At 54.6% G+C, this 25,680-nt stretch carries 20 protein-coding genes and 1 pseudogene; 2 read left to right on the top strand and 19 right to left on the bottom strand.

The window, feature by feature from the left end; translation table 11 throughout:
• Window positions 1-5: 5 nt before the first annotated feature.
• The 15 genes from parE to FRY98_RS12100 all read right to left on the bottom strand — a co-directional run bounded on the left by parE (window position 6) and on the right by FRY98_RS12100 (window position 18,320).
• A complete protein-coding gene (parE, locus tag FRY98_RS12170; protein ID WP_148452053.1) occupies window positions 6-1,991 on the bottom strand; it encodes a DNA topoisomerase IV subunit B in 1,986 nt (661 codons plus the stop codon).
• 139 nt (window positions 1,992-2,130) lie between these two features.
• The gene (locus FRY98_RS12165; protein ID WP_148452707.1) at window positions 2,131-3,111 is read right to left on the bottom strand and encodes an ABC transporter permease; all 981 of its coding nucleotides are present in this window, start codon (window positions 3,109-3,111) and stop codon (window positions 2,131-2,133) included.
• 7 nt (window positions 3,112-3,118) lie between these two features.
• The gene (locus tag FRY98_RS12160) at window positions 3,119-4,075 is read right to left on the bottom strand and encodes an ABC transporter ATP-binding protein (RefSeq protein ID WP_148452051.1); all 957 of its coding nucleotides are present in this window, start codon (window positions 4,073-4,075) and stop codon (window positions 3,119-3,121) included.
• A 21-nt stretch (window positions 4,076-4,096) separates the two neighbouring features.
• Window positions 4,097-4,915, bottom strand: a complete 819-nt coding sequence (locus FRY98_RS12155; protein WP_249043387.1) for a GDSL-type esterase/lipase family protein — start codon at window positions 4,913-4,915, stop codon at window positions 4,097-4,099.
• A gap of 157 nt (window positions 4,916-5,072) precedes the next feature.
• A complete protein-coding gene (locus FRY98_RS12150) occupies window positions 5,073-5,579 on the bottom strand; it encodes a DUF4178 domain-containing protein (protein ID WP_148452049.1) in 507 nt (168 codons plus the stop codon).
• Window positions 5,580-5,618: 39 nt separating this feature from the next.
• The gene (locus FRY98_RS12145) at window positions 5,619-6,290 is read right to left on the bottom strand and encodes a PspA/IM30 family protein (protein WP_148452047.1); all 672 of its coding nucleotides are present in this window, start codon (window positions 6,288-6,290) and stop codon (window positions 5,619-5,621) included.
• 183 nt (window positions 6,291-6,473) lie between these two features.
• Window positions 6,474-8,240 carry a dihydroxyacetone kinase subunit DhaK gene (gene dhaK / locus FRY98_RS12140; protein WP_148452045.1) on the bottom strand — a complete coding sequence of 589 codons (1,767 nt, stop codon included), beginning with the start codon at window positions 8,238-8,240 and terminating at the stop codon, window positions 6,474-6,476.
• Between the two features lie 40 nt (window positions 8,241-8,280).
• Complete coding sequence (locus tag FRY98_RS12135; RefSeq protein ID WP_338114597.1) at window positions 8,281-8,799, bottom strand: CAP domain-containing protein; 519 nt, start codon at window positions 8,797-8,799, stop codon at window positions 8,281-8,283.
• Window positions 8,800-8,983: 184 nt separating this feature from the next.
• Entirely contained in the window at window positions 8,984-9,991 is a 1,008-nt protein-coding gene (mglC, locus tag FRY98_RS12130) for a galactose/methyl galactoside ABC transporter permease MglC (RefSeq protein WP_148452043.1), read from the bottom strand.
• A gap of 23 nt (window positions 9,992-10,014) precedes the next feature.
• Window positions 10,015-11,526, bottom strand: coding sequence for a sugar ABC transporter ATP-binding protein (locus tag FRY98_RS12125; RefSeq protein ID WP_148452041.1), 1,512 nt, complete (start codon window positions 11,524-11,526; stop codon window positions 10,015-10,017).
• A gap of 166 nt (window positions 11,527-11,692) precedes the next feature.
• The gene (locus tag FRY98_RS12120; protein ID WP_148452039.1) at window positions 11,693-12,730 is read right to left on the bottom strand and encodes a galactose ABC transporter substrate-binding protein; all 1,038 of its coding nucleotides are present in this window, start codon (window positions 12,728-12,730) and stop codon (window positions 11,693-11,695) included.
• Between the two features lie 159 nt (window positions 12,731-12,889).
• Entirely contained in the window at window positions 12,890-13,714 is an 825-nt protein-coding gene (locus tag FRY98_RS12115) for an MBL fold metallo-hydrolase (protein ID WP_148452037.1), read from the bottom strand.
• A 162-nt stretch (window positions 13,715-13,876) separates the two neighbouring features.
• Entirely contained in the window at window positions 13,877-14,857 is a 981-nt protein-coding gene (locus tag FRY98_RS12110) for a substrate-binding domain-containing protein (protein ID WP_249043386.1), read from the bottom strand.
• The gene (locus tag FRY98_RS12105) at window positions 14,854-16,662 is read right to left on the bottom strand and encodes a cache domain-containing sensor histidine kinase (protein ID WP_148452035.1); all 1,809 of its coding nucleotides are present in this window, start codon (window positions 16,660-16,662) and stop codon (window positions 14,854-14,856) included. The genes FRY98_RS12110 and FRY98_RS12105 overlap by 4 nt, the downstream gene beginning before the upstream one ends.
• Entirely contained in the window at window positions 16,659-18,320 is a 1,662-nt protein-coding gene (locus FRY98_RS12100; protein ID WP_148452033.1) for a response regulator, read from the bottom strand. The genes FRY98_RS12105 and FRY98_RS12100 overlap by 4 nt, the downstream gene beginning before the upstream one ends.
• 255 nt (window positions 18,321-18,575) lie before the next feature.
• Here FRY98_RS12100 and FRY98_RS12095 point away from each other — a divergent pair, with 255 nt between their 5' ends.
• Window positions 18,576-19,166, top strand: coding sequence for a C40 family peptidase (locus tag FRY98_RS12095; RefSeq protein WP_148452031.1), 591 nt, complete (start codon window positions 18,576-18,578; stop codon window positions 19,164-19,166).
• Between the two features lie 129 nt (window positions 19,167-19,295).
• Complete coding sequence (locus tag FRY98_RS12090) at window positions 19,296-20,177, top strand: AraC family transcriptional regulator (protein ID WP_148452029.1); 882 nt, start codon at window positions 19,296-19,298, stop codon at window positions 20,175-20,177.
• A gap of 81 nt (window positions 20,178-20,258) precedes the next feature.
• Here FRY98_RS12090 and FRY98_RS12085 read toward each other — a convergent pair whose 3' ends face one another.
• The 4 genes and pseudogenes from FRY98_RS12085 to FRY98_RS12070 all read right to left on the bottom strand — a co-directional run bounded on the left by FRY98_RS12085 (window position 20,259) and on the right by FRY98_RS12070 (window position 25,626).
• Entirely contained in the window at window positions 20,259-20,648 is a 390-nt protein-coding gene (locus tag FRY98_RS12085) for a GNAT family N-acetyltransferase (RefSeq protein ID WP_148452027.1), read from the bottom strand.
• A gap of 62 nt (window positions 20,649-20,710) precedes the next feature.
• On the bottom strand, window positions 20,711-21,892 hold the full coding sequence (purT, locus tag FRY98_RS12080; RefSeq protein WP_148452025.1) for a formate-dependent phosphoribosylglycinamide formyltransferase: 1,182 nt from the start codon (window positions 21,890-21,892) through the stop codon (window positions 20,711-20,713).
• Between the two features lie 108 nt (window positions 21,893-22,000).
• A complete protein-coding gene (locus FRY98_RS12075) occupies window positions 22,001-23,857 on the bottom strand; it encodes an ABC transporter ATP-binding protein (RefSeq protein WP_148452023.1) in 1,857 nt (618 codons plus the stop codon).
• Window positions 23,854-25,626, bottom strand: a pseudogene (locus FRY98_RS12070) (ABC transporter ATP-binding protein). Before FRY98_RS12070 ends, FRY98_RS12075 begins: the two are co-directional and overlap by 4 nt.
• Window positions 25,627-25,680 lie beyond the last annotated feature (54 nt).

Here is a 25,680-nt window from a genome sequence, read left to right as displayed (position 1 = left end):
ACCTTCTATTCCTCGTAATCCGTGAAATCCACATTCTCCACAATCCAGCGCTTCCGCGGATCGACTTTGTCTCCCATCAGGGTGGAGACGCGCCGTTCCGCCTTCGCGGCGTCCTCGATCTGGACCTGGAGCATGGTGCGGGTTTCGGGATTCATCGTCGTCTCCCAGAGCTGCTCGGGGTTCATCTCCCCGAGTCCTTTATACCGTTGAAGTTCAAAATTTTTACCGAACTCCTTCAAATAATTCTGCAGCTGTTCCTCGCTCCACGCGTACCGGACAGTTTCCAGCTTGCCGGAACGCCTTGTGATCTTGTACAGCGGAGGCTGGGCGATATAAACCCGGCCCGCGTCGATCAACGGTTTCATGTAACGGTAAAAGAAGGTCAGCAGCAGCACCTGGATATGCGCCCCGTCCGTATCGGCATCGGTCATAATAATAATTTTGGAATAGTTGCTGTCTTCCACCGCAAATTCCGGCCCGATTCCGGCGCCGATCGCCGAGATAATCGCCCGGTACTCGTCGTTCTTTAAAATATCGGCCAGCCGGGCCTTCTCCGGATTCATCGGCTTGCCTTTCAGCGGCAGAATCGCCTGAATTTTGGAGTCCCGGCCCTGCTTGGCGGAACCGCCGGCGGAATCGCCTTCAACGATGAACAATTCGTTGCGCGAGAAATCCTTTGATTGCGCCGGCGTCAGCTTCCCGCCCAGATTGGAGCTTTCGCTCCGCTTCTTGCCCGAACGCATCTCGTCCCGGGCTTTGCGCGCCGCTTCCCGCGCTTTGGAGGCCTGAACCGCCTTTTTGATCAGCGTCTGCGCGACCTGCGGATTCTCTTCCAGGAACAGCGCCATCTTCTCGGATACGACCGCGTCGACCGCGCTCCGCGCGGAAGCGCTGCCGAGCTGATCCTTCGTCTGGCCCACAAACTCGACCTCCGACATTTTAACGCTGATGACGGCCATCATACCTTCGCGCAGATCGTTGCCTTCGAGGTTCTTGTCCTTCTCCTTCAACATGCCGTTCTTGCGGGCATAATCGTTCATGACGCGCGTGTAGGCCGTCTTGAAGCCCGTTTCATGCGTTCCGCCGCCCCGGGTCGGAATCGAGTTCACAAAGGAAGCGAGCGTTTCCGTGTACCCCGCGTTATACTGCAGGGCCACCTCCACCTCGATATCGTCGCGCTCCGCGTAGAAATGGACCACGTCATGCAGCACGTCTTTGCCTTCATTCAGGAATTGCACGAACTGGCTGGCGCCGCCCTCGTAAAAAAACTCGTCGAAACGATCCGACCGCTCATCCTTCAAGGTCACTTTGAGGCCCGAATTCAGAAAAGCGATCTCCTGTAAACGTTCCGCGAGCGTATCGTAATTGAGCCCGATTCCATTGACAAAGACGCGAATGTCCGGCTTAAACGTCACCTTTGTCCCGGTCCGGTTCGTGTTTCCAAGCACTTCGAGGCCCGTGACCGGTTCACCGACATGCTCGACACCCTGGTCGTCCACCCAGTACTCGAACCGCATCCGGTGAATTTTGCCCTCCCGGTAAATTTCGACTTCCAGCCACTCGGACAAGGCATTGGTTACGGAAGCGCCCACGCCGTGCAAGCCGCCCGACTTCTTGTAACCGGCGCCGCCGAATTTCCCGCCGGCGTGGAGAATCGTATAGACGACCTGCGGCGTCGGAATACCGGTTTTGTGCATACCGGTCGGAATGCCGCGGCCGTTATCGAATACCGTGACAGATCCGTCTTTATTCAGTGTAATCTCGATTTTGGTGCAAAATTTGGCCAAATGCTCGTCGACCGCATTATCCACAATTTCCCATACCAGATGATGAAGTCCCGACGAGCTCGTACTGCCGATATACATGCCTGGTCGTTTACGTACCGCGACAAGCCCTTCGAGCACCTGAATGTCGTCCGCTTCGTATCCCGAAGCCGCCTGGCCCGGCTTGACCCCGGAGGCGTCTTCGAACAAATCGATTTGTTCGGCCATTCATGCTCCCCCTTTTATCTTCTTTATGTAGTCCCTGTAAAGAGGTTGTTCCGAAAGGTTTACTCTTGGGAAGTTTCTCTCTTTAGAACAAGCACTTACGTCTACAATGCAAACAGATGTTTTGTTATCCTTGTCCATTTTAATGCAATATATCCTGTTTCGTAAAGACAAGGAATGAAACGACCAATGAAGCGGCGGCCCAAAGCCCCAGCACGGCCAAGGAAAAACCGAGCGTCATTCCCTCGATGGGCGCCGGCGTGCCCGCCAAATAATTGGTTAATCCCAGGTTGACCATAAACAAATACTTGGCGCTCGCCCACGACGAAGCCATATTGCTCAAAATGCTGCCCGCGATCAGCGACGCCATCATAATGACGATACTGGCCGCCGTACTGCGGACCAAAACCGAAACCATGAAAGCCAACACCGCTACGGTCACGCCGACAAACCACACCAACCCGGCCTGCATGAACAAATACTTCCACTGCGGGACCGCATGCACCGCCGATACGTCCACATCGGACCCGGAAAGTTGGAACCCCGTAAACACAGGTGCGTCAAATCCCCGGTATCCGAAAAAGAGGCCCGATATCAAATAGCATATGACAAAAGTGGATAAAACGATCAGCGATACGAACATCATCAGCGTGATCAGTTTGCTCAGCAGAATTTTCCAGCGGCGGACCGGACGGGTCAGCAGCACTTTGATCGTGCCGGACGTCCGTTCCGAGGAGACGATGTCCGAGCCAATGCCCATGATCAGCAGCGGGATAAACAAGGATGAAGCGTTGTCGAGGAATTCTCGGGTAAAAGAGACCCCGCCGGGCTGTGCCGGATTCACATCATGCTCCAGATAGTACTTTAATTGCTGGATATAAATTTGCCGGTATTTTTTCCATTCCTCGGGTACCCGGTCGCTTCCGAGCGAGTTCTGATTGTCGGTGATCGCCTGCTGTACTTCCCGGCGCCAATCGCTGCCGTATTTCTCGATTTTGTCCTCCGCCTGCTTCATTTGCGCGTAAGCGAAGATCGGCACAAGAACAAGCAAAACCAACAGAACGACGTAAAATCGTTTTTTCTGAATCATTTTGATCATTTCGTTCTGGATCAATGAAATCATGAGGGATTTATTCAATCGTCTCACCGCCCGTCATTTCCAGGAACAGTTGTTCCAGCGTCGGATTGATTTTGTGCACCGCGCTCACTTTCACGCCGGCGGCAACGAGACTCGAGAGCAGCTCCGGAACGTCCTCGCCCGGCATTTGGGCCACCACCGAGTTGGCGGACATCCCCGCCAGGACGGCATCGTCGAGCACCTCTTCCGCCCTTTCGATCACCTGGATCCCCGAGGCCTCAAGCAGTGCCCGGCCCTCCGCTTTCGGCGAAAGCTCCCATATGACATAGCCGGCGCTTTCACGGATCAATTCGCTCACCTTGCCGACCGCAAGTACGCTTCCCCGGCTGATAATGGCCACGCGGTCGCACAGCAGCTGAATCTCGCTAAGCAAGTGGCTTGAGACTAATACGCCCAACCCCTCTTCCGCCAAGCCGCGAATAAATTGCCGTAGCTCTTTGATTCCCTTGGGGTCGAGACCGTTTGTCGGCTCGTCCAGAATCAGCAGCTTCGGCCGTCCGAGCAGGGCCTGCGCGATGCCGAGCCGCTGACGCATGCCCAGCGAGTAGGTTTTCACCTTGTCATGGATCCGCTCCTGCAGTCCGACCATTTCGCTGACTTCCACGATCCGCTTCCGGTCCACCCCCGGCATCATGCGGGCGAATTGCTCCAGGTTTTCGAATCCGGTCAGGTAGGAATAAACCTCGGGATTCTCTACGATGGAACCGACAAACGCGAGGGCGCGTTCCGGCTCCCGGTTCACATCAAAACCGCAAACCCGCACGCTCCCTTCCGTGGGACGGATCAGGTCGACCAGCATACGGATGGTGGTCGTCTTCCCCGCGCCGTTCGGACCCAGGAAGCCGAAGATTTCCCCCGCCCGAACCTCGAAGCTCACGTCCTTAACGATCCACTTCGCGCCGATTTTTTTCTTCAAATGTTCTACCTGTAAAACCGTTTCTGCACCCATGCTGCCCACCCTCCTGTAATTCTAAGGTATCGCGATGCCCTGAACGATCCGCTCGGCAATCGCCTGGTATCCCGTCCCGTTCGGATGAAAATGATCGCCGGACAGATAGCTCGGCGCACGCAGCGTAAACAGGTCGGCCGTCGGTGCGACCCGGCCTCCCTTCAGGGAAGCCATCGCCTCCATAGCGACGGCGTTCCAGCGGGCCACCGCGTCGTCTCCCGCCTCCTTCAACTGTTCCATATCGGAAAACGGGTTGTACAACCCGATATACACCAGTTGCGCCTCGGGATTGATCTCGTGGAGCCTTTTCACGATCTTCACCAGATTGGTCGAAGCACCCTCGATCGCTTTTTCCAATTCCTTCTCCGTCGGAATCTCCGTTCGCGTCTCCAGTTGCTGTCCATCGTCGAATAGATCGTTAGCTCCAATGGATAGTAAAATCACGCCTGCCTGTTTTAATGCGTATTGTACGCCAGGCTCCTCCAGCATAGGAAGAAGCTCCTTCGTCGTCAGCCCGTTAATGCCCAGATTGTTGACCAGCTTGGATTTTGCCCCCTGCTTAGTCAGCAAGTCGACGACCCTGCGCGCAAAACCGCTGCCGGTATCGTCTCCCGTCCCCTTGGCAAGGGAATCGCCAAGCGCCGTGACATCCAGCGAAACCGTTTCTCTCCCTGCCCGTTCCGCCGCGTCAGGTGCCGCCGGCAAACCCGCAAGGGATGAGGCGGGATACAGGACATCCCTGACCGCATAAACGAACCCGGACAACAGCAATAGCGTCCCCAGTATCGAGGCCGAAACCAGAACGGCTGTACGCCAGGCTCCGGATGTTTTCTTCATCATCTCGCCCCCCTAGGATGTTGTCCCTTTTATTCTCTCCAGTTTATGTAATAACCATAAAACTTTCCGGCCCCGCGATGCAAATTTCCTCTTGCCGCTTCGACGCAGAAAAGGCTGTCCTCCAGCCTTCCCAGCCGCGGACAGCCCTTCATATTAACATCTAACTCGCCCGGATGACCTTCACGTCCGCCGGAATGACTTTCTCGCCTTCATATAGCATAAAGCGGCCGTTCTGCCATTCAATCCGCAATAACGCGAAATCATCCGATTGAAACTGCCAAACATGCTGCTCCCCGCCCTGCATAAACGGCGTTCGTCCGGCGACCGTCACCGTCCCGATATATTGCTCCTCCAGGTAGTACGTTCTGCCGTCCAGCTCCATTTCCGCCGGAACCTCATCCGGCGTATCCAACCGGCCGTCAATCGGCCGGTAGAGCTGATATCGGAGATTTTCCCGCTCTTCGACGAGCAGATAGCTGATGTGGACCCCATCCTGCAGGGTCAGCACCACGGCGTTACGGCCGCGATTATGAACCCGCCCCGTTACCTCGTAGGTCACAAGCGACACTTCGCACATGTCTCCGCGCGCCAGGGTGAGCATGCTCTTCTCCGGCTGAGGCGGCTGGGGTTTTGCGAACAGGTTTCCGATTCTTTTCCAAACACTCATGAGCTTCGCTGCCTCGCTTTACCGTTCGTTTCGCAAATCCTATTCTTTATTCTCGTACTGCTTCATCAGAGCGGCCAGTTCGTCTTCCACTTCTTTGTCTTTGCCGAGCTTCTCGAACTCCTCGTCCAGATCGGCGCCCTTGGCGGCCATTTCATTGCTGGCTTCCGCGCGGGCTTCCATCTGCATCATCTTCTCTTCCATCCGCTTCAGGCCTTGGGCCGCGGTGTCCGAGCCGAAACCGGTCATCGCTTTGTTGATTTCCGTCTGCGCTTTCGCCGCATTATACCGCGCTACAAGCGTCTCGCGCTTGTTTTTCATTTCGGTCAGGTGCTTGCGCATCTCTTCCAGTTTCTTGCGAAGGTTGTCGGCGGCCGCTTTGTTCTGATCATAGTTGGCTTTATATTCGGCCATTTTGGCTTCCGCGGCCTTCTTCTCCTCCAGCGCGCGGCGGGCCAATTCCACATTCTGGGCTTGTGCGGCCGTGTGAGCTTGCTGCGTCCGCTTGGCGACCAGCGCTTCCTGCTCTTCATACAGCGCTTTGAATTTTTTCTCGATGGCGATTTGCGCGGCTACCGCCTTTTCGGCGTCCTCCAAATCTTCCTGCATATCCCGGATATATTGATCGGTCATTTTGATCGGATCTTCCGCTTTATCAATCATTGCGTTAATATTGGACATCGTTAAATCGCGTAATCTTTTAAAAATCGACATGGTTTTGTTTCCTCCCCAAAATTTTTGCGTTCTTGATTAATGTTTACGCAGTGCGAAGGAAGAGGTTTCATCCTTAATTAAAAATTTTTCAAAAAAAAGAGGACCCGCTTGCGCCTGCACCCGCAAGCAAGGTCCGGTTAGCCGGACGGGATCGACCCGTCCGTTTTCTGCTCTGATTCGCCCTTATCTCAAACTTTCCGAGAGCGCTTTGAAAATTACCCCCAACGCGTAAGCGCCCGCATCGGGATAACCAAGGCTGCGCTCACCGACATTTCCCGCACGTCCCATCCGGGCGACGAAATCCGCAGTTCTTCTCGCGCCATCCTCAGCCGCTTCCGCCCCTTTCCGGAAGGCGGTCCGCATGTCGTCCCCCGCCTTCGCGCTGGCCGTCCAGGAGTCCGCGCACGGGACGAGGGCATCGATCAGCGTTTTGTCCCCGACGACGGCTCCGCGTCCGAAGGAACGTTCCCCCGTAGCCTGAATTCCGCGAACGGCCGCCTGCAGCAGGCAGCTCATGTCGGCCACATTAAGCCGGGTCTTCCTGCCCGCCGCTTTCCCGGCCGCCCGGAAGGCCGAGCCCCAAATCGGGCCGGAGGCTCCTCCGCAATGTTCCATAATGACCAAGGAGCACGCTTCAAGAAAATCGCCGATATGTTCCCCATGACCGGAGATAATCTCTTTCCACTCACGCTTCAACTGTTTGAAGCCTTTGGCGACGCTCATGCCGAAATCCCCGTCTCCGGCATGGGCATCGAGCTCACAGAAAGGCACCTCATTTTTAATGATGATTTCACTCATTTTGTCGACTAAATAGATCATATTACGCAGATGGAGTTCGTTGTCTCGGATCAGCCCGTATTCCTCCGGGGTTTCCGTTGTGAAGGATACTTCTTGCCCCTCGCCCTCCTGCTCCTCAAGGATCTCCCGATAATCGGAAGCCGCTTCGGTGCCGGTTATCTTAAATGCCGGCGTATCGCTCTCCGCAAACAACAGTTTCTTTAATTCGTCGTCCAATTTCATGATCGAGACGGATGCTCCCGCCATATCGATGCTGGTCATATAGTTGCCGACGAATGTCCTGCATATTTGTAGTTCGGATCTCTTGACCAGTTCCTTGGTTACCGCATGATTCAGAACATACAGCTCCTGCAAGGGGGTAGCCCCAAATCCATTGATCAGCAAAGCGATTTCCCGGATTTCCCCTCCACCGATATTCAAATCCTCCAACAGCGCCTGAACCATCCTTCCGGCAAGCTCGTCGGCCGATGTGGCTTTTTCGCGCCGGATGCCCGGCTCTCCATGGATGCCGACGCCATATTCCATCTCATCCGCGGCGATTTCAAACGTCGGCGTCCCTTTTGCCGGAACCGTACAGGAAGTCAGGGCAAAACCGATACTGCGGACGCTGGAGGCCGCCTTCTCGGCAACCGCCTTGACCTCCCGCAAGCTCCGCCCTTCTTCCGCGGCGGCCCCGGCGATTTTGTGAACGAGTACCGTCCCCGCAACCCCCCGTCTTCCAACGGTATACAGGCTGTCTTGGACGGCGATATCATCCTCAACCCGAACATACTCCACCTCGATTCCGTCTTCCCGGGCCAAAAATGCCGCGTTTTTGAAATTCATCATATCCCCGCTGTAATTTTTGATGATCAGCAGGGCTCCTTTTCTGCCGGCAGTTGCCTTTATGGCTTGATACACCTGAATTTGGGAAGGCGAAGCGAAGACATCGCCGCAAACGGCCGCATCCAGCATTCCTTTTCCGACAAACCCCGCATGGGCGGGTTCGTGGCCGCTTCCGCCGCCGCTGATCAAACTCACTTTGTTCTCATCGATGCGCTTCCTCTTGATGATCTTATGTTTCTTTACGAATTCAAGCTCAGGATGCGCCAGCGCCATCCCTCTGCACATTTCCGCGACAACATCCTCGGGTCGATTGATGATTTTCTTCATCGGTTTACCTCCTTTGGTTATGGAAGCGCCTTCAATGCAACTACTTTCCGATAAACTCCTGCACCCAGTAACCGTTATAATATCCGACGCCGATCATCTTATAATGAGCGTTCAGAATATTCGCCTTATGGCCGGGGCTGTTCATCCAGTCTCTGACCACTTCCTTGGCGGAGGTTTGTCCCATGGCGATATTCTCGCCCGCATAGCGATAAGTAATATTAAACGTATCCATCATGTCGAACGGTGACCCGTATACGGGTGAAGTGTGGTCAAAATAATCGTTGTTGAACAGGTCCATCGCCTTGATCTTGGCCATTTTTGAAAGATTGGTATGTACGGCCAGCGGCTTTAACCCGGCTGCCTTCCGTTCTTTGTTCACCAGCTTCACGACCTCCGAAGCGCGTTCCGTCTGAATTTTGGCATACACGGCCGCAATCGCCGTCTTCGACGGAGCCGCGGCTTTCGCACGATGGTCCATGACGGGAGAGAACAGCAACACACCTGCCAAGACAGAGAATAAGAAGCTCGTTCCGACCCTTTTCCGGCTTATCTTTTTCAACTTGTCTCCCCCCAGCGTTTAACGATTTTTGTACATGAATTGGTTTCCTTAACACATTTTAGCACGGGAATTTGCCGGGTGCATACGAAATTTATGGAAAAATGAAAGTTTTTGACGGAGGTAAAAAAAAGAACGCCCCGAAGCGGTTCATTCGCTTCGAGGCGTTCTTCTCCGTAAAACCGAATTATTTTCTGGAGGCGTATTTTCTCATATCAAACGCAACGGCGGCCACGATGATCGCCCCTTTGATAATCTGCTGCCAATACGGGCCGACCCCGACGAAGGTCAAACCGTAGTTAATAACGGTGAAAATAAGCACCCCGGCCATGACGCCCGGTACGGTACCGATGCCGCCCGTGGTAGACACGCCTCCGACCACGCAGGCGGCGATCGCGTCAAGCTCGTACATATTCCCGTAGTTGTTAGTGGCGCCGCCGGTTCTGGCCGCTTCGAGCACCCCGGCCAACCCGTACAACGCGCCGGCGATCGAGTAAATATAAATCAAATTTTTGGTGACATTAATACCGGATACCTTTGCGGCCTGTTCGTTGCCGCCGATGGCGTACATATTTTTGCCGAGCCGGGTTTTATTAAACATCACCCAGACGATATAGCAGACGGCGACCGCGATCAGAACGATATACGGAAGCGAGAATTCGCCGCTGCCGATGCTGCCGGAGCCCAGCGTTGTGAAATCGTCCCGCAAGCCGCCGATCGGCTGGGATTGGTTCGGTTCGGTATCGAAGTACAGCGAGTTGATCCCGTAAATCGCAACCATGGTACCCAGAGTGGCGATAAAAGGCGGTACTTTAAATTTGGCGACGATCAGCCCGTTGATCAGACCGAAGATCAGACCGACCACGATGGCGATCGCAATCGGTACGAGCAGCGGAAGATGCGGCAGATCCGGAAAGAACCGGCGCGGGTAATTCTCCACCTGCAGCAAGGAGGCGGAAATAACCGCGGTCAAGCCGACCATTCGTCCGGCCGACAAGTCCGTGCCGCCGGTAATCAGGATGAAAGCCACGCCGAGGGCGATAATGACCCGGGTTGACGACTGAATCAAAATATCGCGCAGCGTATTGACGCCGATAAAGCTGGGATCGTAGACGGCGATGCCGATCACCAACACGGCTAATACAATATAGATGGCGTTTTGGGTTACAAAATGCTGTATTTTTTTCGTTTGCATGAGTTTCTCCTCCTTGAATGGCCTTAGTGCTGGGCCGCCAAACGCATGATTTCTTCTTCCGACGCTTTGCTGCCTTCCAATATTCCCGTCAAGCGGCCTTCGGACATGACCATCACCCGGTCCGACATACCTAACAGTTCCGGCATTTCGGAGGAAATCATAATGATGCTTTTGCCCTGCTGCGCCAAATCCGCAATGATGGAATATATCTCATACTTGGCGCCTACGTCGATCCCCCGCGTCGGTTCGTCCAGCAGGAGGATCTCCGGTTCGGTCAACAGCCAGCGTGCGAGCAGCACTTTCTGCTGATTCCCTCCCGACAAATTCATAATCAACGTTTTCGTGGTGGGTGTTTTGGTCCGCAGCTTGGCGACCATCTTGTCGACCTCTTCTTTTTTGCGCCGTTCATCCAGCAACCCGTACGGTTTGACGTAGCGGCTCATATTGGCGATCGCCGCATTTTCGTGAACGGACAATACCGGGAAAATCCCCGTCGTTCGCCGTTCCTCCGTCAGCAGGGCAAGCCCGTGACGTTTGGCGTCTCCGGCGCTGCGGATCTTCACTTCTTTGCCGTTGATCGAAATCGTCCCGCTTTTGATTTCACGGAGGCCGAACAGCGCCTCGATCAGCTCGGTCCGCTGTGCGCCGACCAGTCCGCCCACCCCGAGAATCTCGCCTTTACGGAGCTCGAAGGACACATTTTTAAACGACTTCGGATCGGGGGAGGTCAAACCTTCGACCTTCAGAATGACGCCGTTCGGCGTATTGTGACGATCCGGGAAACGCTGGGTCAGGTCCCGCCCCACCATTTTCGAGATGATCAGATCCGTGGTCATTTCCATAGCCGGCCAGGTCCCGATCTTCTTCCCGTCGCGCATGATGGTGACATCATCGGATATCCGCAATATTTCCTCCATCTTGTGGGAGATATAAATAATGGCGACGCCGCGTCTTTTCAGATCGTTAATAATCCGGAACAGATGCTCCACTTCCACACTCGTCAAGGAGGACGTCGGTTCATCCATTACGATGACCCGCGAATGAAAGGAAACCGCTTTCGCGATTTCGATCGACTGGATCTTGGAAACCGACAATTGTCCGACCAGCGTATCCGGGTCTAAATCCAAATCTAATTGTTTAAACAGCTCTTCCGTGTCCCGGTACATTTTCTTATGGTCCACAATTTTGAAGGGACCCGCGCCTTTCATCGGGAACCGGCCGAGCCATATATTTTCCATCACATTGCGGAACGGCACCGGGTGCAATTCCTGGTGAATCATGGAGACTCCGAGACGAAGCGCATCGCTGGAGTTGTTGATATCGGCTTTTTGCCCGTCCAAATAAATTTCGCCCCCGTCGGGTTCATAAATCCCGAACAGGCATTTCATCAATGTCGATTTACCCGCCCCGTTCTCGCCCATCAGGGCATGGACCGTTCCGGGCCGTACTTGCAGCGTCACTCCATCCAGCGCCTTGACGCCGGGGAATTCCTTGGAGATCTCCTTCATTTCCAATGCATATTTCGAAGCTGTCATTCTCAACGCCCCCTATTCTTTTCTATACCTGCAGAGGCACAGCAAGCGTTTCCTCCATAACCGCTATCCTTACATTCGCCGATCTCAAAAAAAGGAGGCTCGCACCGTCAGGCCCGAACCTCCCATTTCCAATAATGATGAGAAGTCCTGCTGCAGCCGCAGCGGTTTACTTAAATTGCGCTGCGTTTTCTTTCGTTACTTTTTGGTACGGAATCCACACGTATTGATTGTCGGTAATCTCGAAACCTACGCTGTCCTTGTTCACTTCGCCGCCTTTGGCCAGCAGGGAAGCCAGGGTGACCGCAGCTTTGCCTTGGTTTTCGGCGTCGTTGAGAACGGTGCCGAGCATCGTGCCTTGCTCGAGAGCTTGCAGCGCCGGAGCGGTGGCATCAACGCCCACAACCGGCATATACTTGTCGCCTGTGAAATAACCCGCGGCTTTCAGAGCTTCGATCGCGCCGAGAGCCATATCGTCGTTGTTGGCAAAGACGGCTTCGATTTTGTCGCCGTTCGCGGCCAGGAAAGCGGCCATTTTCTCTTGGCCTTTGACGCGGTCCCACATCGCCGTGTCTTCGGCCACTTTCTCGACCTTGATCCCGGCGTCTTCCACCGCCTGAATCGAATACTGGGTCCGCAGCTCGGCGTCTTGGTGCCCAGGCTCGCCTTTCAGCATGACGTATTGGAGAACGCCGTCGCCGTTCTTATCCGCCTTCGGATTGGCTTTCCAGTAATCGACGACGATTTGGCCGGAAAGCGTGCCGGATTCTTCGGCTTTCGCACCGACGTAGTAGACTTTATCCCACTTCTTCATATCTTCCGGCAGCGGTTCGCGGTTGAGGAAAACCACCGGGGTTTCCTTGGCTTTCGCTTTATCGATAATGACGCCTGCGGCCGTTCTGTCCACCGGGTTAACGATCAGGGCATTCGTCTTCTTCGTCAGGAACAAGTCGATTTTATCGTTCTGGGTAGGCTGGGAGTTTTGGCTGTCGACGATATCCACCTTGGCGATGCCGCTTGCGTTCTTCTCGATCGAGTTGCGCACGCCGGTCATAAAGGTGTCGTCAAATTTATAGATCGCTACGCCGACTTTCGGTTCCGCGGCTCCGTTACCGCCGCTTTCTTTGCCTCCGCCACCGGCGGAGCAACCGGCAAGTACTCCTCCGAGGAGTGCCGCAGCCAATAGTGCAGATCCGATTTTTTTCATATAAATGACCTCCTGAACTGATTTGAGTTATCTTTATTTATCCTTTTGGATACGTTTTCATTATGCCTGGTTTCCCCGCGCTTGCGAATCTAAAATCCTCAGATGTTCTATTAAAATTCTCATGAGATTAAATCCTAAAAAAAGAAGGCCGGGATTTCCCTAGGCCTTCTCGTTATCGTTCACATATCTTCCCTGTTCGGGCACCGCCAGCTCATCGAAATGCTCGGCGAGCCGATTCAACCCGAACTGCAAATCCCGCCCGCTCATCGGCTGGCCATGTCCCGTCAAGGCTACTTCCGGGAATAGAGCCGCAAGCTTCCGCACCGATTCCTTCGCATGTTCCCAATCCGGCGTGAAGTACATCGGCGGCCCGTGCAGCTCCCGCTCCTGTTTCATGACGGCCAAGGCGGATTCCTGCTTGACGGTGATGAACGCATCGCCGGCAAGCATCGCCTTATCCCGTTCCCGGAACAAGGATACATGCCCCGGGCTGTGTCCCGGCGTCGGAATCCAGCGCCATTCGGGAGCGCCCGGAACCCGGCCGTCCTCCGGCAATGGCAGCAGCCGGTCCTTGAGATCGATCGCCCGGTTGGGATACGCCGGCGCGACGCCCGCCATCAGACCGCCTCCCACCGTGGGATCCCCTTCCGGATAGTCTTCCAAACCGGTAAGATAGGGGAACTCCAGCACGTGAGCATAAACCGGAATCCCCCACAAATCGGCCAGCTCCTTGACATTGCCGACATGATCGAAGTGTCCGTGCGTCAGCACGATCGCCTGCGGCGGCCGGCCGAACAACCGATCCGCCTCCCCGATCAGGGCGTTTCGGAAAGGGCCAAGCCCCGTGTCGATCATAATCCAGTCCCCGCGATCCGGACGGCCCGCGAAGCCGACATTGACCATCAGCGTTCGGACGCACCACAAATCTTCCAATACCCGGGTCGTGTCCATCGTACCGGTATGCAGCATATCTTTTTCACTCATCCGTCTCCCTCCCTTTCTATGGATATAAAAAATAGGTTCTCCTGTAATTTACCCCGGCGCAAAAAAAATACTCCCCGGTTACGGGGAGTCGCTTCGATCAACAGGACACCGAAAAAAGGCGTTATCCGCCAAATTTCTTCTAATGCTTTATTTCACGAATGCTTATTTCACGAAGGGGAACAGCAGCTTCTGATTTTCCGGCCACAGCATATTGTCGAGGTCGATCAGCTTGGTGTCGGTCGGAATGCGGTCCTCCAGCCGTTCGCCCCGGGCCGCCTTTACCGCGGCGCTGACCGCCATATAGCCGTTGTTGAACGGGTTTTGCACCACCATCGCGTGAACGGTCTCCTCCTGAAGCAATTCCAGCATCTCCGGCGGATTGTCAAACGCGATCAGCTTTAATGTTCCGCCTAAGCCGAGTTCGACCACCGCGCGACCCGCGCCGATGGAGGATTCCGCGCTCAATGAAACCAGTCCGTCCAGCCCCGGATGCTTCTCGAGAATCCGCCGGGTCAGCCGATAGGCCAGCTCCTCGTCCGAGCCGCAATATTGGATGTCCACGACCGAGATCCCGGGAAACCGGGCTACGTAATCCAAAAAACCTTCCTCCCGCTGATCCGCATTCCGGGCGCCTTTCACAAAGTTAACGATGGCGATTTCGCTTTCTTTTCCGGTCAGTTCGACCAAACGCTGGGCCGCCTTCTGTCCGGCTTCGTAATTGTTGGTGCCGACATAGGTTTTCACCTTGGTGGAAGCCACCTCGGAATCCATCGAAACCACCGGAATATCGGCGTAAGAGGTCCTGTCGGTAACCTGCCCCAACGCCTCGTAATCGCTTGCCGCCAGCACGATCGCATCCGGCTTGCGCTTGATCGATTCCTCCATCAACCGGATCTGCTCTTTATAGTCGTTCTCGTTATCCGGGGCGATAAAGTTCAGCTTGACATTGAATTCTTTGGCCGCCACCTCCGCGCCCATGCGGATCGTGTTCCAGTAGTCGCCTCGGTCCATTTTCACGATCATATCGACCCTCATCGGCCGCTCGTCCATCGGGCCGTTACCGTCGGGAGCGCAGGAAGCCGACAACGGCAGCAGCAGCAAACCGAGCAATACGCCCTTTGCCGTATTCAAGCCAAGCTTCATCCGTTCTCCCCTCCTTTTCCCGGCTTATCCGTATTTTCCGGATTTTCGGCCCTCACGATCGGCAGCTTGATTGTAACGCTTGTCCCCTCTTCCGGCTCGCTCTCGAAATACAGGCCGTACGGTTTGCCATAATAGAGGCTGACGCGCTCCTGGACGTTGGTCACGCCGACGCCGGAACCTTTCTCGCTCCGGATGCCGCCGGACAGGAGTTTGCCCAGGGTTTCCTCCGTCATCCCGATCCCGTTGTCCTTGACGATCAGCTCGAGATGATCCTCGGCAAACCGGGCATATACTCCGATAAACCCGGCTTCGGCCGATTTTTCGATCCCGTGATGAATCGCGTTCTCCACCAGCGGCTGCAAAATCAGCTTCAGGGTGAGGCAATCCAGCGTCCCCTCCTCAGCGTGAATTTCATAGGTGAATTTGTTCTTGAACCGGATCGTCTGGATAATGAGGTAGTGCCGGATATGCTCCAGTTCGTCCCTAACGGTGATGATGTGATCCCCCTTGCTCAGGCTGATGCGGAAAAACCGGGACAGCGATGTGATCGTCGTCACCACTTCTTCCGTCCGCCCGAGCTCCGCCATTCGGGTTACCGAATTCAGCGTGTTGTAGAGGAAGTGGGGATTGATCTGGGACTGCAGCACATCCAGCTCGCTCTTCCTTTTTGCTTCCTGTTCGCGGATAATCTGGTCCATCAGCTCCCGGATCCGGCGCAGCATAAGATTGAACCGCTTGGAAAGCTGCTCCACCTCGTACGCCCCGCCGACATGCACGCTGGTGCCGAAATCCCCTTTTTCCACCATTTTGACGGAGCGCTCCAGCCGCCGAATCGGCTGCGAAATCCGTGCGGAAACGTACAGGTTGATAACCAGAATAACCGCGATGGCCGCCAAAAGAAAGCCGTACAAAAAGCCGCCCAGCTCTTTTCGCGTCGTGAGAAATTCTTCGGCATAGGCGACGCCGACGATTTTCCAGCCGGCCGGTTTTACCGTTTGAATCGTGATCAGCCGCTGTTCGCCCTCCGTTTCATCCACATAGCTTCCATAGGCGTAGTTCAGCACCGGCTCGATATTCTCATATTTCAACCCGGCGTAAATGAGCTGCTGCTGCGGGTGATAGACGATGTTGCCGACGCTGTCGATGATATAAACATATCCTTTTTTACCCAGGCTGACCCGCTGGCTCAGTTCATCGATCGTTCGAAAGTTGATGTCCATTACAAGCACGCCTTCTTGATCCCGGGAGTTGTCCCGGTAAGTGATCAGCCGGCTCATGGACACCACCCAGCGATATTCGGACTTAAACAGGTTCTGAATATGCGGCGGCGAAAACTGCAGTTCTTCCGGATTGCGGAGTGCGGATTCGAACCAGGATTGTTCGGTCAGCCGGGTATTCCGCCGCATCGGGTATGCCGGCACGCCCCGCACGAGCTCGCCCTCTGTCGTAAAGAGCGCGATGGACACCAGGTCCTGCCTCGTTCCCAACAGCGTTTCGAGCTGCTCCTTCAGCTTCGGCTCATCCGTGATGTCGGAAGCTTCGCTCATTTTGTCCTGTGCGACTTGAAAAATATCCTGCATCCCGCTCACGTACATTTCCAGGTTTGCGTTGACCTGTTCGATGATTTGACCGAGGTTAAGATAGGCGTTCTCTTCCGCCACCTTGGTAAATCGGTTGAACAGCAGAAAACTGACCAGAACGACGGCTAGAATCGTTATCGTAATCGATGAGAACGAGATCAACACCTGGATCTTTCTAAAATGGAAGCCCTTGAGCAATCGGGCGATCGCCCGCGTCCACTTCATAGCCCGCCGGCTCCATTCCGGTACTCTTTCGGAGAGATCCCGAATTTCTTCCGGAAGCAGAAGCTGAAATAGTTCGGATCGGCAAAGCCGACCCGTTCCGCGATTTCAAACGATTTGAGATCGGTCGTTCGCAGCAGATGCCGGGCCGCCTCCATACGGACTCCCATCAAGTAATTGACGAAGGTCGTCTTCGTCTCTTTTTTGAAAATACCGCTGAAATAGCCCGTACTGATATGAAGCTGCTTGCATACTTTGGCGATGGAAATGTCGCTCTCACCGTAGTGGGCTTGAATGTAAGCTTTGGCTTCCTCAACCAGCCGGTTGTAGCTGGTTTGCCGCTCGCTGGCAATCGAGTGCTTTAAGGTGAGGCATATTTTCGTGAACCAATCCTTCGCCTCGGCCGCGTGCTTGAGCTTGGACATCTGTCCCAGAAACAACGAGCTCTCCCCGAACAGCTTGTCCATATCCGCGTGCACCTCCTGCGACGCCTTCACGATCGCCGTGAACATCATCAGGAGATACACCTGATAATCCTGGTATGAGATACGGCTGTCCAGCAGGCCGCTGAACAGCTTCTCCAGCAACTCCTCCAATTCTTCGTCGCTGCCGACTTTAAGGACGCGGATCAGCTCCTTTTCCTTCACCTCATCGAACGTAAAAGGGACGAGCTGCCTCGCCTCCACATCTTGAATCCATATCACCTTCCCGCTCCCCAAGACCAACCGGTAATCCAGCGCCCGCTGCGCTTCCTGGTATGACGCAAACACTTCGCCGATATCGGTTCTGATCGAGCCGACGCCTATGGTAACCGTAAGCTTCAAAAAACGTTCCACACTAAAGCGGATTTCTTCCAACAGCTGCAGCGTTCGCGCGGCGATCCCCTCGTCGTCCGGACTGATAGCGCTGTCAAAAACACGAAGCAGCACGATTTCGTCATGATGAATAAACACTTGATTCCCCGGATGATCTCTGCCGACGAGTTCCGAAGCGATATTCAGTACGGCAAACAACTGCAGCTGCGTATCCTGGGTTTCGCGGAGCGACAGCGAGGTCCCCGGTTCTCGAACCGCTTCTTCCGGCAGTTGAACGGAATCGATCCGCAGCGCGGCAATCAGGTAGCCTTGCCCGTCCAGGTTCAGGCCGTATGACTTGCTTTTTTCCCGAATCTCCGCCTTAGGCAGACGCCGGGAGACCAGGCTGGATAGAAACAAGCTTTGCAGTATCGGCAAATTTTTGCGATAATGCTCGGTCAGCAGCTGCACATTCTCCTTTTCCGCCCGCTCCTCATCGATCTGCGCCTTGACCTTTCCGAGGACCGCGGCGAGTTCCGCGGAAGAAAACGGCTTCAGCACATACTCGTCGATGCCGAGACGAATGGCCTTTTGCGCATACTCGAATTCCTCAAAGCCGGTAAGAATAATGATCTTCATGGCCGGATAGGTCTCCCGGATCCATTCGGAAAGCTCGAGACCGTTCATAAACGGCATCTGAATATCCGTCACCACGATGTCGGGCAAATGCTTCTCCACCAACTCTACAGCTTCCTTGCCGTTCTCGGCGGTATCCATCACCTGAAATCCGAGACTTTCCCAATCTATCAACTGCAGCAGGCCTTCCCTAACGTCCTCTTCGTCATCCGCCAAAATCATTTTGTACATCGAAGACCATCCTCTACTCTTTTATCACTTTAGGCGTACCCCCTAATTTCCCCCCGATTTTATCGCATCGTCCGTTATTTGTAAATGCGGTCCCCGCAAGGGATGGCGGACGGGTCCACGACCTTGGTCCAGTATAATTTCCGTCTCCGGTCGGTTTTGCTATTCCCCCGAAGGCAGTACCATGTTAATATCAAATGGAAAACCCGTTGCTTGTTTTTTACATAACCAATAATTAAATGGCGGTTGAAACCTAATATGAAAAATGAGAAACAGATTTATATTCTGTTAAGCAATCCTAATACTGTTGTTGCGAAAATGATCGGCTTTTATACTAAAGCCCCGTATAATCACGCGTCCATCGCGTTCGATCCGGGGCTGCGGGAAATGTACAGCTTCGGCCGCAAGCACCCCTTGCTCCCGATGTTCGGCGGCTTCGTGAAAGAGAATGTCCGCTCCCGGGTTTTCGAGCGGGCGACCTGCGCGGTATACAGCTACACCGTCGATCTGGAAACCTACAATAAAATGAGAGCCTACGTCCGGCAGTTTGAAGAAAACGGCGATATGTACAAATATAATTTTCTCGGCATTTTGGGCATTGTGTTGAATATGGAACTGGGCGGAGAGAACGCCTACTTTTGTTCCCAATTCGTATGCAGCGTTTTCCAGAAAGCCGGGGTCAAGCTGCTCAATAAGTCCGCGGGGTTGACGACGCCCGACGATTTAAACACCTGTTCTTCTTTGAAACTTGTTTTTCGCGGTGAGATGGAGACCTACCGGCGTAACTATTGTATTCGTCAGGGAGCCTCGACCACACTGGAGCAGCATCCTTACTACATCGCCAACTAAACGTGAACATAACCGTTAACCGTCCGCATGGAGGCTTAACGGTTTTTTTCATATCCTGCAAAACCGTGCACCGATCGTCGGGTGCGGCAAGGTTTTTTCCGTTATTCTAAAACCAAGGAGGTCGACCTGATGGATACAATTCAATCTATGAACAAAGCGATGCGGTACATCGAGGACCGGCTCACCGGCGAAATCGATTACCAGGAAGCGGCCCGGCTGGCCTTGTGCTCGGAATACCACTTCAAGCGAATGTTCTCCTTTCTGGCGGGAATCCCGCTATCGGAATACATCCGCAGGAGAAGACTGACGCTCGCCGGATTGGAGCTTGGCAGTTCCCAGGCGAGGATTATCGACATCGCCATGAAGTACGGCTACGCTTCCCCGGATTCGTTTGCCAGAGCCTTTCAATCGATGCACGGCATCCTCCCTTCGGAAGCCAAGTCCCGAGGATCTTTGCTCAAAGCCTATCCGCGGATGACCTTCCAACTTACCGTTCAAGGAGGAAGCGAAATGAATTACAGATTGGTGGAGAAAGAAGCTTTTCGGATTGTCGGCTTAAAAAAGAGAGTGAACCTCGTCTTCCATGGTGTGAATCCGGAAATTGCCGAAATGGCGAAAAGTTTGGATCCGGAAACGATCGATCGGCTCAAGGGGCTGTCCAATACGGACCCCCGTGGAATCATCAGCGCTTCCGCGAATTTTTCGGAAGGCCGGTTGAACGAGCAGGGGCAGCTTGACCACTATATCGGGGTCGCGACAACGCAGGAGGGGCCGAACCACCTCGCTGCCTTGGAGGTGCCTTCCCTGACCTGGGCCGTCTTTGAAGCGGTCGGCACCTTTCCGGATACCCTGCAAAACGTTTGGGGCCGCATCTATTCCGAATGGTTCCCCTCCACGGATTTCGAAGCCGTTGAAGGACCGGAGATCCTTTGGAACGAGCATCCCGACACCACGGCCCCCGATTATCGCAGCGAAATCTGGATCCCGGTGCGAAAAAAAACAGGGATCTAAAGCCAGGGCAAGTCTTGGCGAAGCAAAAACGGAAGCGGCTCGGGGGCATCCCCCCGGCCGCTTCCGTTTGACGTTCCATGACTATTTCAATTCCTTGCTCAGGCGGTAGCCCATACAGGAAAAGCCCGAATATTCGTAGAACGATTTCGAGGACATATTGTTCTCTCCGGCAACGGAGACGAGCAGCTGCGAACTTCCCCGCTCTCTTCCCCAATTTTCGGCTTCCCGCAACAGACGTTTGCCGATCCCGGTCCCCCGGTGCTTCTCGTCAACCACCAGGGCGGTAATGCGGGTGACGGGTCTTGGCATATCGTGTGTCTGGTGCTGTCTCAGAAAGACGGTGCCCACCACGACACCGTCCAGCTCGGCGACAAGACTTACGAGCTGTTCATGTTCCTCCAGCATGCAAAGGCGCTCCTTCAGCACGCTCGGCGTAGTCGGATAGCGCAGCTGCCGCATCAAAGGAAGCATATGATGGGCATCTTCACCGCAACATTTACGGATTACCAAAGTCGGAGCACAAACCTCAATACTCAATTGGACCAAACCACCTTTAATAAGCTTGCCGCTTGCTTCGCGCGGCTGCGGGCTGTTTCAACATCTTCGGCCGCGCTGAGCGCGACGGCCATCCGTCTGCCGGGCTTGGAATCCGGCTTGCCGAATATACGAACTTGCGTACGCGGCAGGCTTAACGCCTCCCCGATACCGCCGATCCGGAAATCTCTCCCTTCCCGGTCGGATTTCAAAGTAGCCGAAGCTCCGGGCGTCAAAAGCTCCACCGAAGGAATCGGCAGACCGAGAATCGCGCGGGCATGCAGCGCGAATTCCGACAAATCCTGCGTCACCATGGTGACCATCCCCGTGTCATGCGGCCTTGGCGAAACCTCGCTGAATACGATCCGATCCGGTGTAATAAACAGCTCCACACCGAACAAGCCGTATCCTCCGAGCGCATCCGTGATCGTGGCAGCGATGGATTGAGCCTCCTCCAACTGCGCTTCCGTCATGAAATGCGGCTGCCAGGACTCCACATAATCCCCATCCCGTTGGATATGGCCGATGGGCGGACAGAACAGCGTTCCCGTGGAAGAACGTACCGTCAACAAGGTGATTTCGCTTGTGAACGGGACGAAGGCTTCCACGATGACGCGCATCTGCTTCGCCCTTGCGCCTTCCAGCGCCGCGTTCCAGCAACTGGCTACCTCCTCCGGCCTGCGGCATACGCTCTGCCCTTTCCCGGAGGAACTCATCAGCGGTTTGATGACGCACGGCAGGCCGATTTCAGCCACCGCGGATTCGAGTTCCTCCAAGCTGTCGGCAAACCGGTACGCCGCGGTCGGCAGTCCCAACTCCTCGGCGGCAAGCCGCCGGATGCCTTCCCGGTCCATCGTCAACCGAGCCGCGCGAGCCGTCGGGATGACGCGAAATCCATCTTGCTCCAGCTCGACGAGCGCACGTGTCGCAATCGCCTCAATTTCGGGAACGATTAAATCCGGAGCGACGCGGACGATCAGCGATTTCAACGCTTCCTCGTCCAGCATATCGATACAGTAAGACTCATGGGCTACTCCCATCGCCGGCGCATGCTCATACCGGTCAACCACGATTGTCTTCAGGCCGAGACGCTGTGCCTCAATGACAACCTCCTTGCCTAATTCACCGCCGCCAAGCAGCATGATGCTTTTGGCGCGTTCTGATCGAGGAGCCCCCCACATGCGTTCCTATATCCCCCTTGAATAGACTTGAATCTATTTCTATTTTGATATTTTACGACCAATATTGCAATAGGGTGTTGAAAACTGATCGCGAAATTCGACAAAAAGTTACAAAAATCGGAATTGAGCTTCTACCAATCCATTGTAAATCCCGCCGGATTTCATCAGTTCCTCATGCGTACCGGACTCTTTAATTTGTCCGTGGTCCAGAACGACGATATGATCGGCGCTGCGAATGGTTGAAAGCCGGTGGGCAACGATAAACGAGGTTCGGCCTTTCAATAAGACTTTAAGCGCTTCCTGAATTTTCAACTCGGTTTCAGTATCGATGCTGGCCGTCGCCTCATCCAGAATCAGGATTCGGGGATTGGCCAGCAGCGCCCGGGCGAATGAAAGCAGCTGACGCTGGCCCATGGACAAAGCGCTGCCGCGCTCCTCGACCTCCGTGTTATAGCCGTCCGGTAGCTTCATGATAAAATCATGGGCATCAACGGCTTTGGCGGCGGCCTCCACTTCTTCATCCGTAGCGTCCAATCGGCCGAACCGGATATTATCCCGGATGCTGCCCGAGAAAATAAACGTATCCTGCAGCACGATGCCTATCTGGCTCCGCAGGCTATGCACGGTGACATCCCGGATATCATATCCGTCGATCAGAATGGTTCCGCCCGTCGGATCGTAAAACCGGCTGAGCAAATTGATGATCGTACTTTTACCCGAGCCGGTATGACCTACCAGCGCGACGGATTGCCCCGGCCGAACCGTCAAATCGATGCCGCGCAGGGCGGGACGACCGGGTTCGTATTCGAAGACCACCCGCCGGAAAGCGATATCCCCCCGGATCGGCGGAAGTACCACCGCATCCGGTTTGTCGGAGATATTGGGTTCTTCGTCCATAAACTCGAAGATGCGTTCCGAGGAAGCCATGGCGACCAGCAATTGATTGTACATCTGGCCCAGCCTGTTTATGGGGTCCCAGAAATTGCCGACATAGTTGCTGAAAGCGACCAAAAGACCGATCGTCAGCTCGCCGGATTGAATTAAATAACCCCCGAGCATAAAGAGAATGAACGTCCCGATCCCGCCGGTCACCTCGATCAAAGGACCGAAGCCTTGGTTCATCGCGGAAGCCCGGTCCCATGATTTTTTGCTGTCCAGGTTCATGATGTCGAAGTACTCGATGTTTTCCCGTTCCTGGGTATAAGCCTGGGTAACCCGAATCCCCTGAATCGATTCGTTCAGGTGGGAGTTGATCCGCGAGTTCTTCATCCGGACCTCCTGCCAGGCGAGGCGAATCTTCTGCCTCAGCTTGGTGGAGATCAGAAACATGACGGGGACCGTAATCATCACCGCAAGACCGAGCTTCCAATTGATCAGAAGCAAAATAATGACGATGCCAAACAGCTGAACGCAATCGATCATCAGGTTGACGACCCCGTTGGTGAAGAGATCCTGCAGGGAGTTGACATCGTTGGTCACCCGGACCAGAACCGAACCCGCCGGCCGCTTGTCAAAAAAGTTGAACGACAGCTTCTGGATATGCCGGAACAAGTCGGAGCGCAAATCATAGATCACTTTCTGCCCGATGATATTGGTGAAGCGGATTCGGAAGACCCCCGCGGCCCATTGAATCACGTAGAGCACCAGCACGGCGCAGGTTAAAGTGTACAGCAGCGTTAAACTGGTTTGGCCGTTTTCGGGCGCGATCGCCTTGTCGATGGCGAGACTGGTCAAATACGGCACGGTCAGCTTCGTCACCGTTCCCAAGATCGTCATCAGCCCGACGAGAGGCAGCATCTGTTTGGCGTACGGTTTCATATAGGCAAAAAGACGGCGGAACTGCTTCCAGTCGAACGCTTTGTCGATAAGTTCGTCATCCTTGTAAACAAAGCGGTCCTGAATGCTCGTTTTGCGGCTTCCCGCCGGACCCGGCTTCTTTCCGGCAATTGACGTTTCCGTACTCATAGGCTTGGCGTCCCCCCTTCACCACGGGATGATTTGGCTAAATGGTCGGCATATTGAATGCGGTAGACGTCCCGATAGGGCCCCGGCATCTCAATCAGGTCGCGGTGGCTTCCCCGCTGTACGACGCGTCCCTCGTCCAGTACAAGAATTTCATCCGCATGGCGCAACGAGGATATCCGATGAGCGATAATAAAAGTAGTGCGACCGCGCATCACCTCCTGAAATCCGGCCTGAATTTCTTACTCCGTTTCCATATCGACCGCGCTGGTGGCATCGTCCAATATCAAAATTTTCGGATCTTTCAGCAAGGCCCGGGCGATGGCGATCCGTTGTTTCTGCCCGCCGGATAGTCCCATCCCCCGCTCGCCCACAACCGTGTCGTACCCGTCCGGCAGTTCCATAATGAAATCATGGGCCTGGGCCAGCCGGGCTGCGCGGACGATCTCCTCCATGGAAACTTCCGTCATCCCGTAAGCGATATTGTTGCGGATGCTGGAGGAGAACAAAAAGGTTTCCTGAAATACCGTAGCGATTTGCCGTCGCAAGCTTTGCACGCCGATCTCCCGGATATCCATCCCGTCCAGGGTGATGCATCCCCGATTCACATCATAAGCCCGCATCAGAAGCTGAATGATGGTCGATTTTCCCGAACCCGTTCCCCCCAGAAAGCCGATCACCGAACCCGGGGGTGCCTTAAAGCGGATATCCGAAACCGCCGGCATTTTATTCCCGTAAGCAAAGGTCACCCGATCGAACTCCACCTCGCCTTTGAATTTCGCGGGATCGAGAGCGATGGCCTCCGCTTTGTCTTTGACGTCGATGGGCTGGTTCAAAATTTCCAGAACCCGCTCCCCGGAAGCCTTCGACTGCGTATAGTTGTTGATATGAAAGCCAAGCCCCCACATCGGGCCGATGATAAACCAGATCAGGCTGAAAAAAGCGACCAGGTCGCCTAGGGACATGGAGCCCCGAATCACCAGCGTTCCTCCGACGGCGAGGAGCACGGCCACACTGATCGAAGCCAGCAGTTCCATCACCGGGAAGAATTTGCTCCACAGCTGCGAAGTAAAAATCTGGTTCTCCTTGTACCGTTCGTTTCGGCGGGAAAACTTATCAACCTCATAGGGCTCGCGGGCAAATGACTTGACGGTGCGCACCCCGGTGATATTTTCCTGCACCGCCGTCGTAAGGGAGCTTAAAGCCTGACGCATTTCCTGGAAAGCCGGATGAATTTTAGTTTCGAATTTCAAAGCGACCGCCGCGAGAAAAGGAATCGTCACCATCGTAACCAAGGTAAGCTGCCAATGAATCGACATCATGACGGCCGCTCCGAACGTGACCATTAAAACCAGGTTCAGCAATTGGGCAAAGCCGAAGCCGACAAAGTTGCGGATCGCCTCCAGATCCCCGGTAAGCCGGGACATTAAATCTCCGGTCTTGGCGGTGTCGTAATAGCGAAACGAAAGAAACTGCAATTTCTCATAACAAGCGTTTCTTAACCGATAAGCCAGGTAATTGCCCAGCCTGCCTCCAAAAAAACCGTGTAAAAACTGAAGTCCGGCTTTCACCGCAACCACCGCCACAGCCGCCAAGGCGACTCCAAGCACTTCATCATAGTTCCGCGGTACAATCACCTCATCGATCAGCTTCCTCAGCAACATCGGGTAAACCAGCCCAAGTCCGGTCGCCGCAGCCAGGCACACGATCGATAAAATCAAGTAATTCAGCCTCGCCCTGTAGAAGCCGCTAAGCTGCTTCAGTACCTCCATCTCTTTCCCTCCCAGGTCTCCCCAGGCTCCCGTACGATGCGCAGACTAGCCTTC

Origin of the sequence: Paenibacillus faecis, assembly GCF_008084145.1 — a bacterium.
GTDB lineage: Bacteria > Bacillota > Bacilli > Paenibacillales > Paenibacillaceae > Fontibacillus > Fontibacillus faecis.
This window is presented reverse-complemented; position numbering and strand designations above follow the sequence as displayed.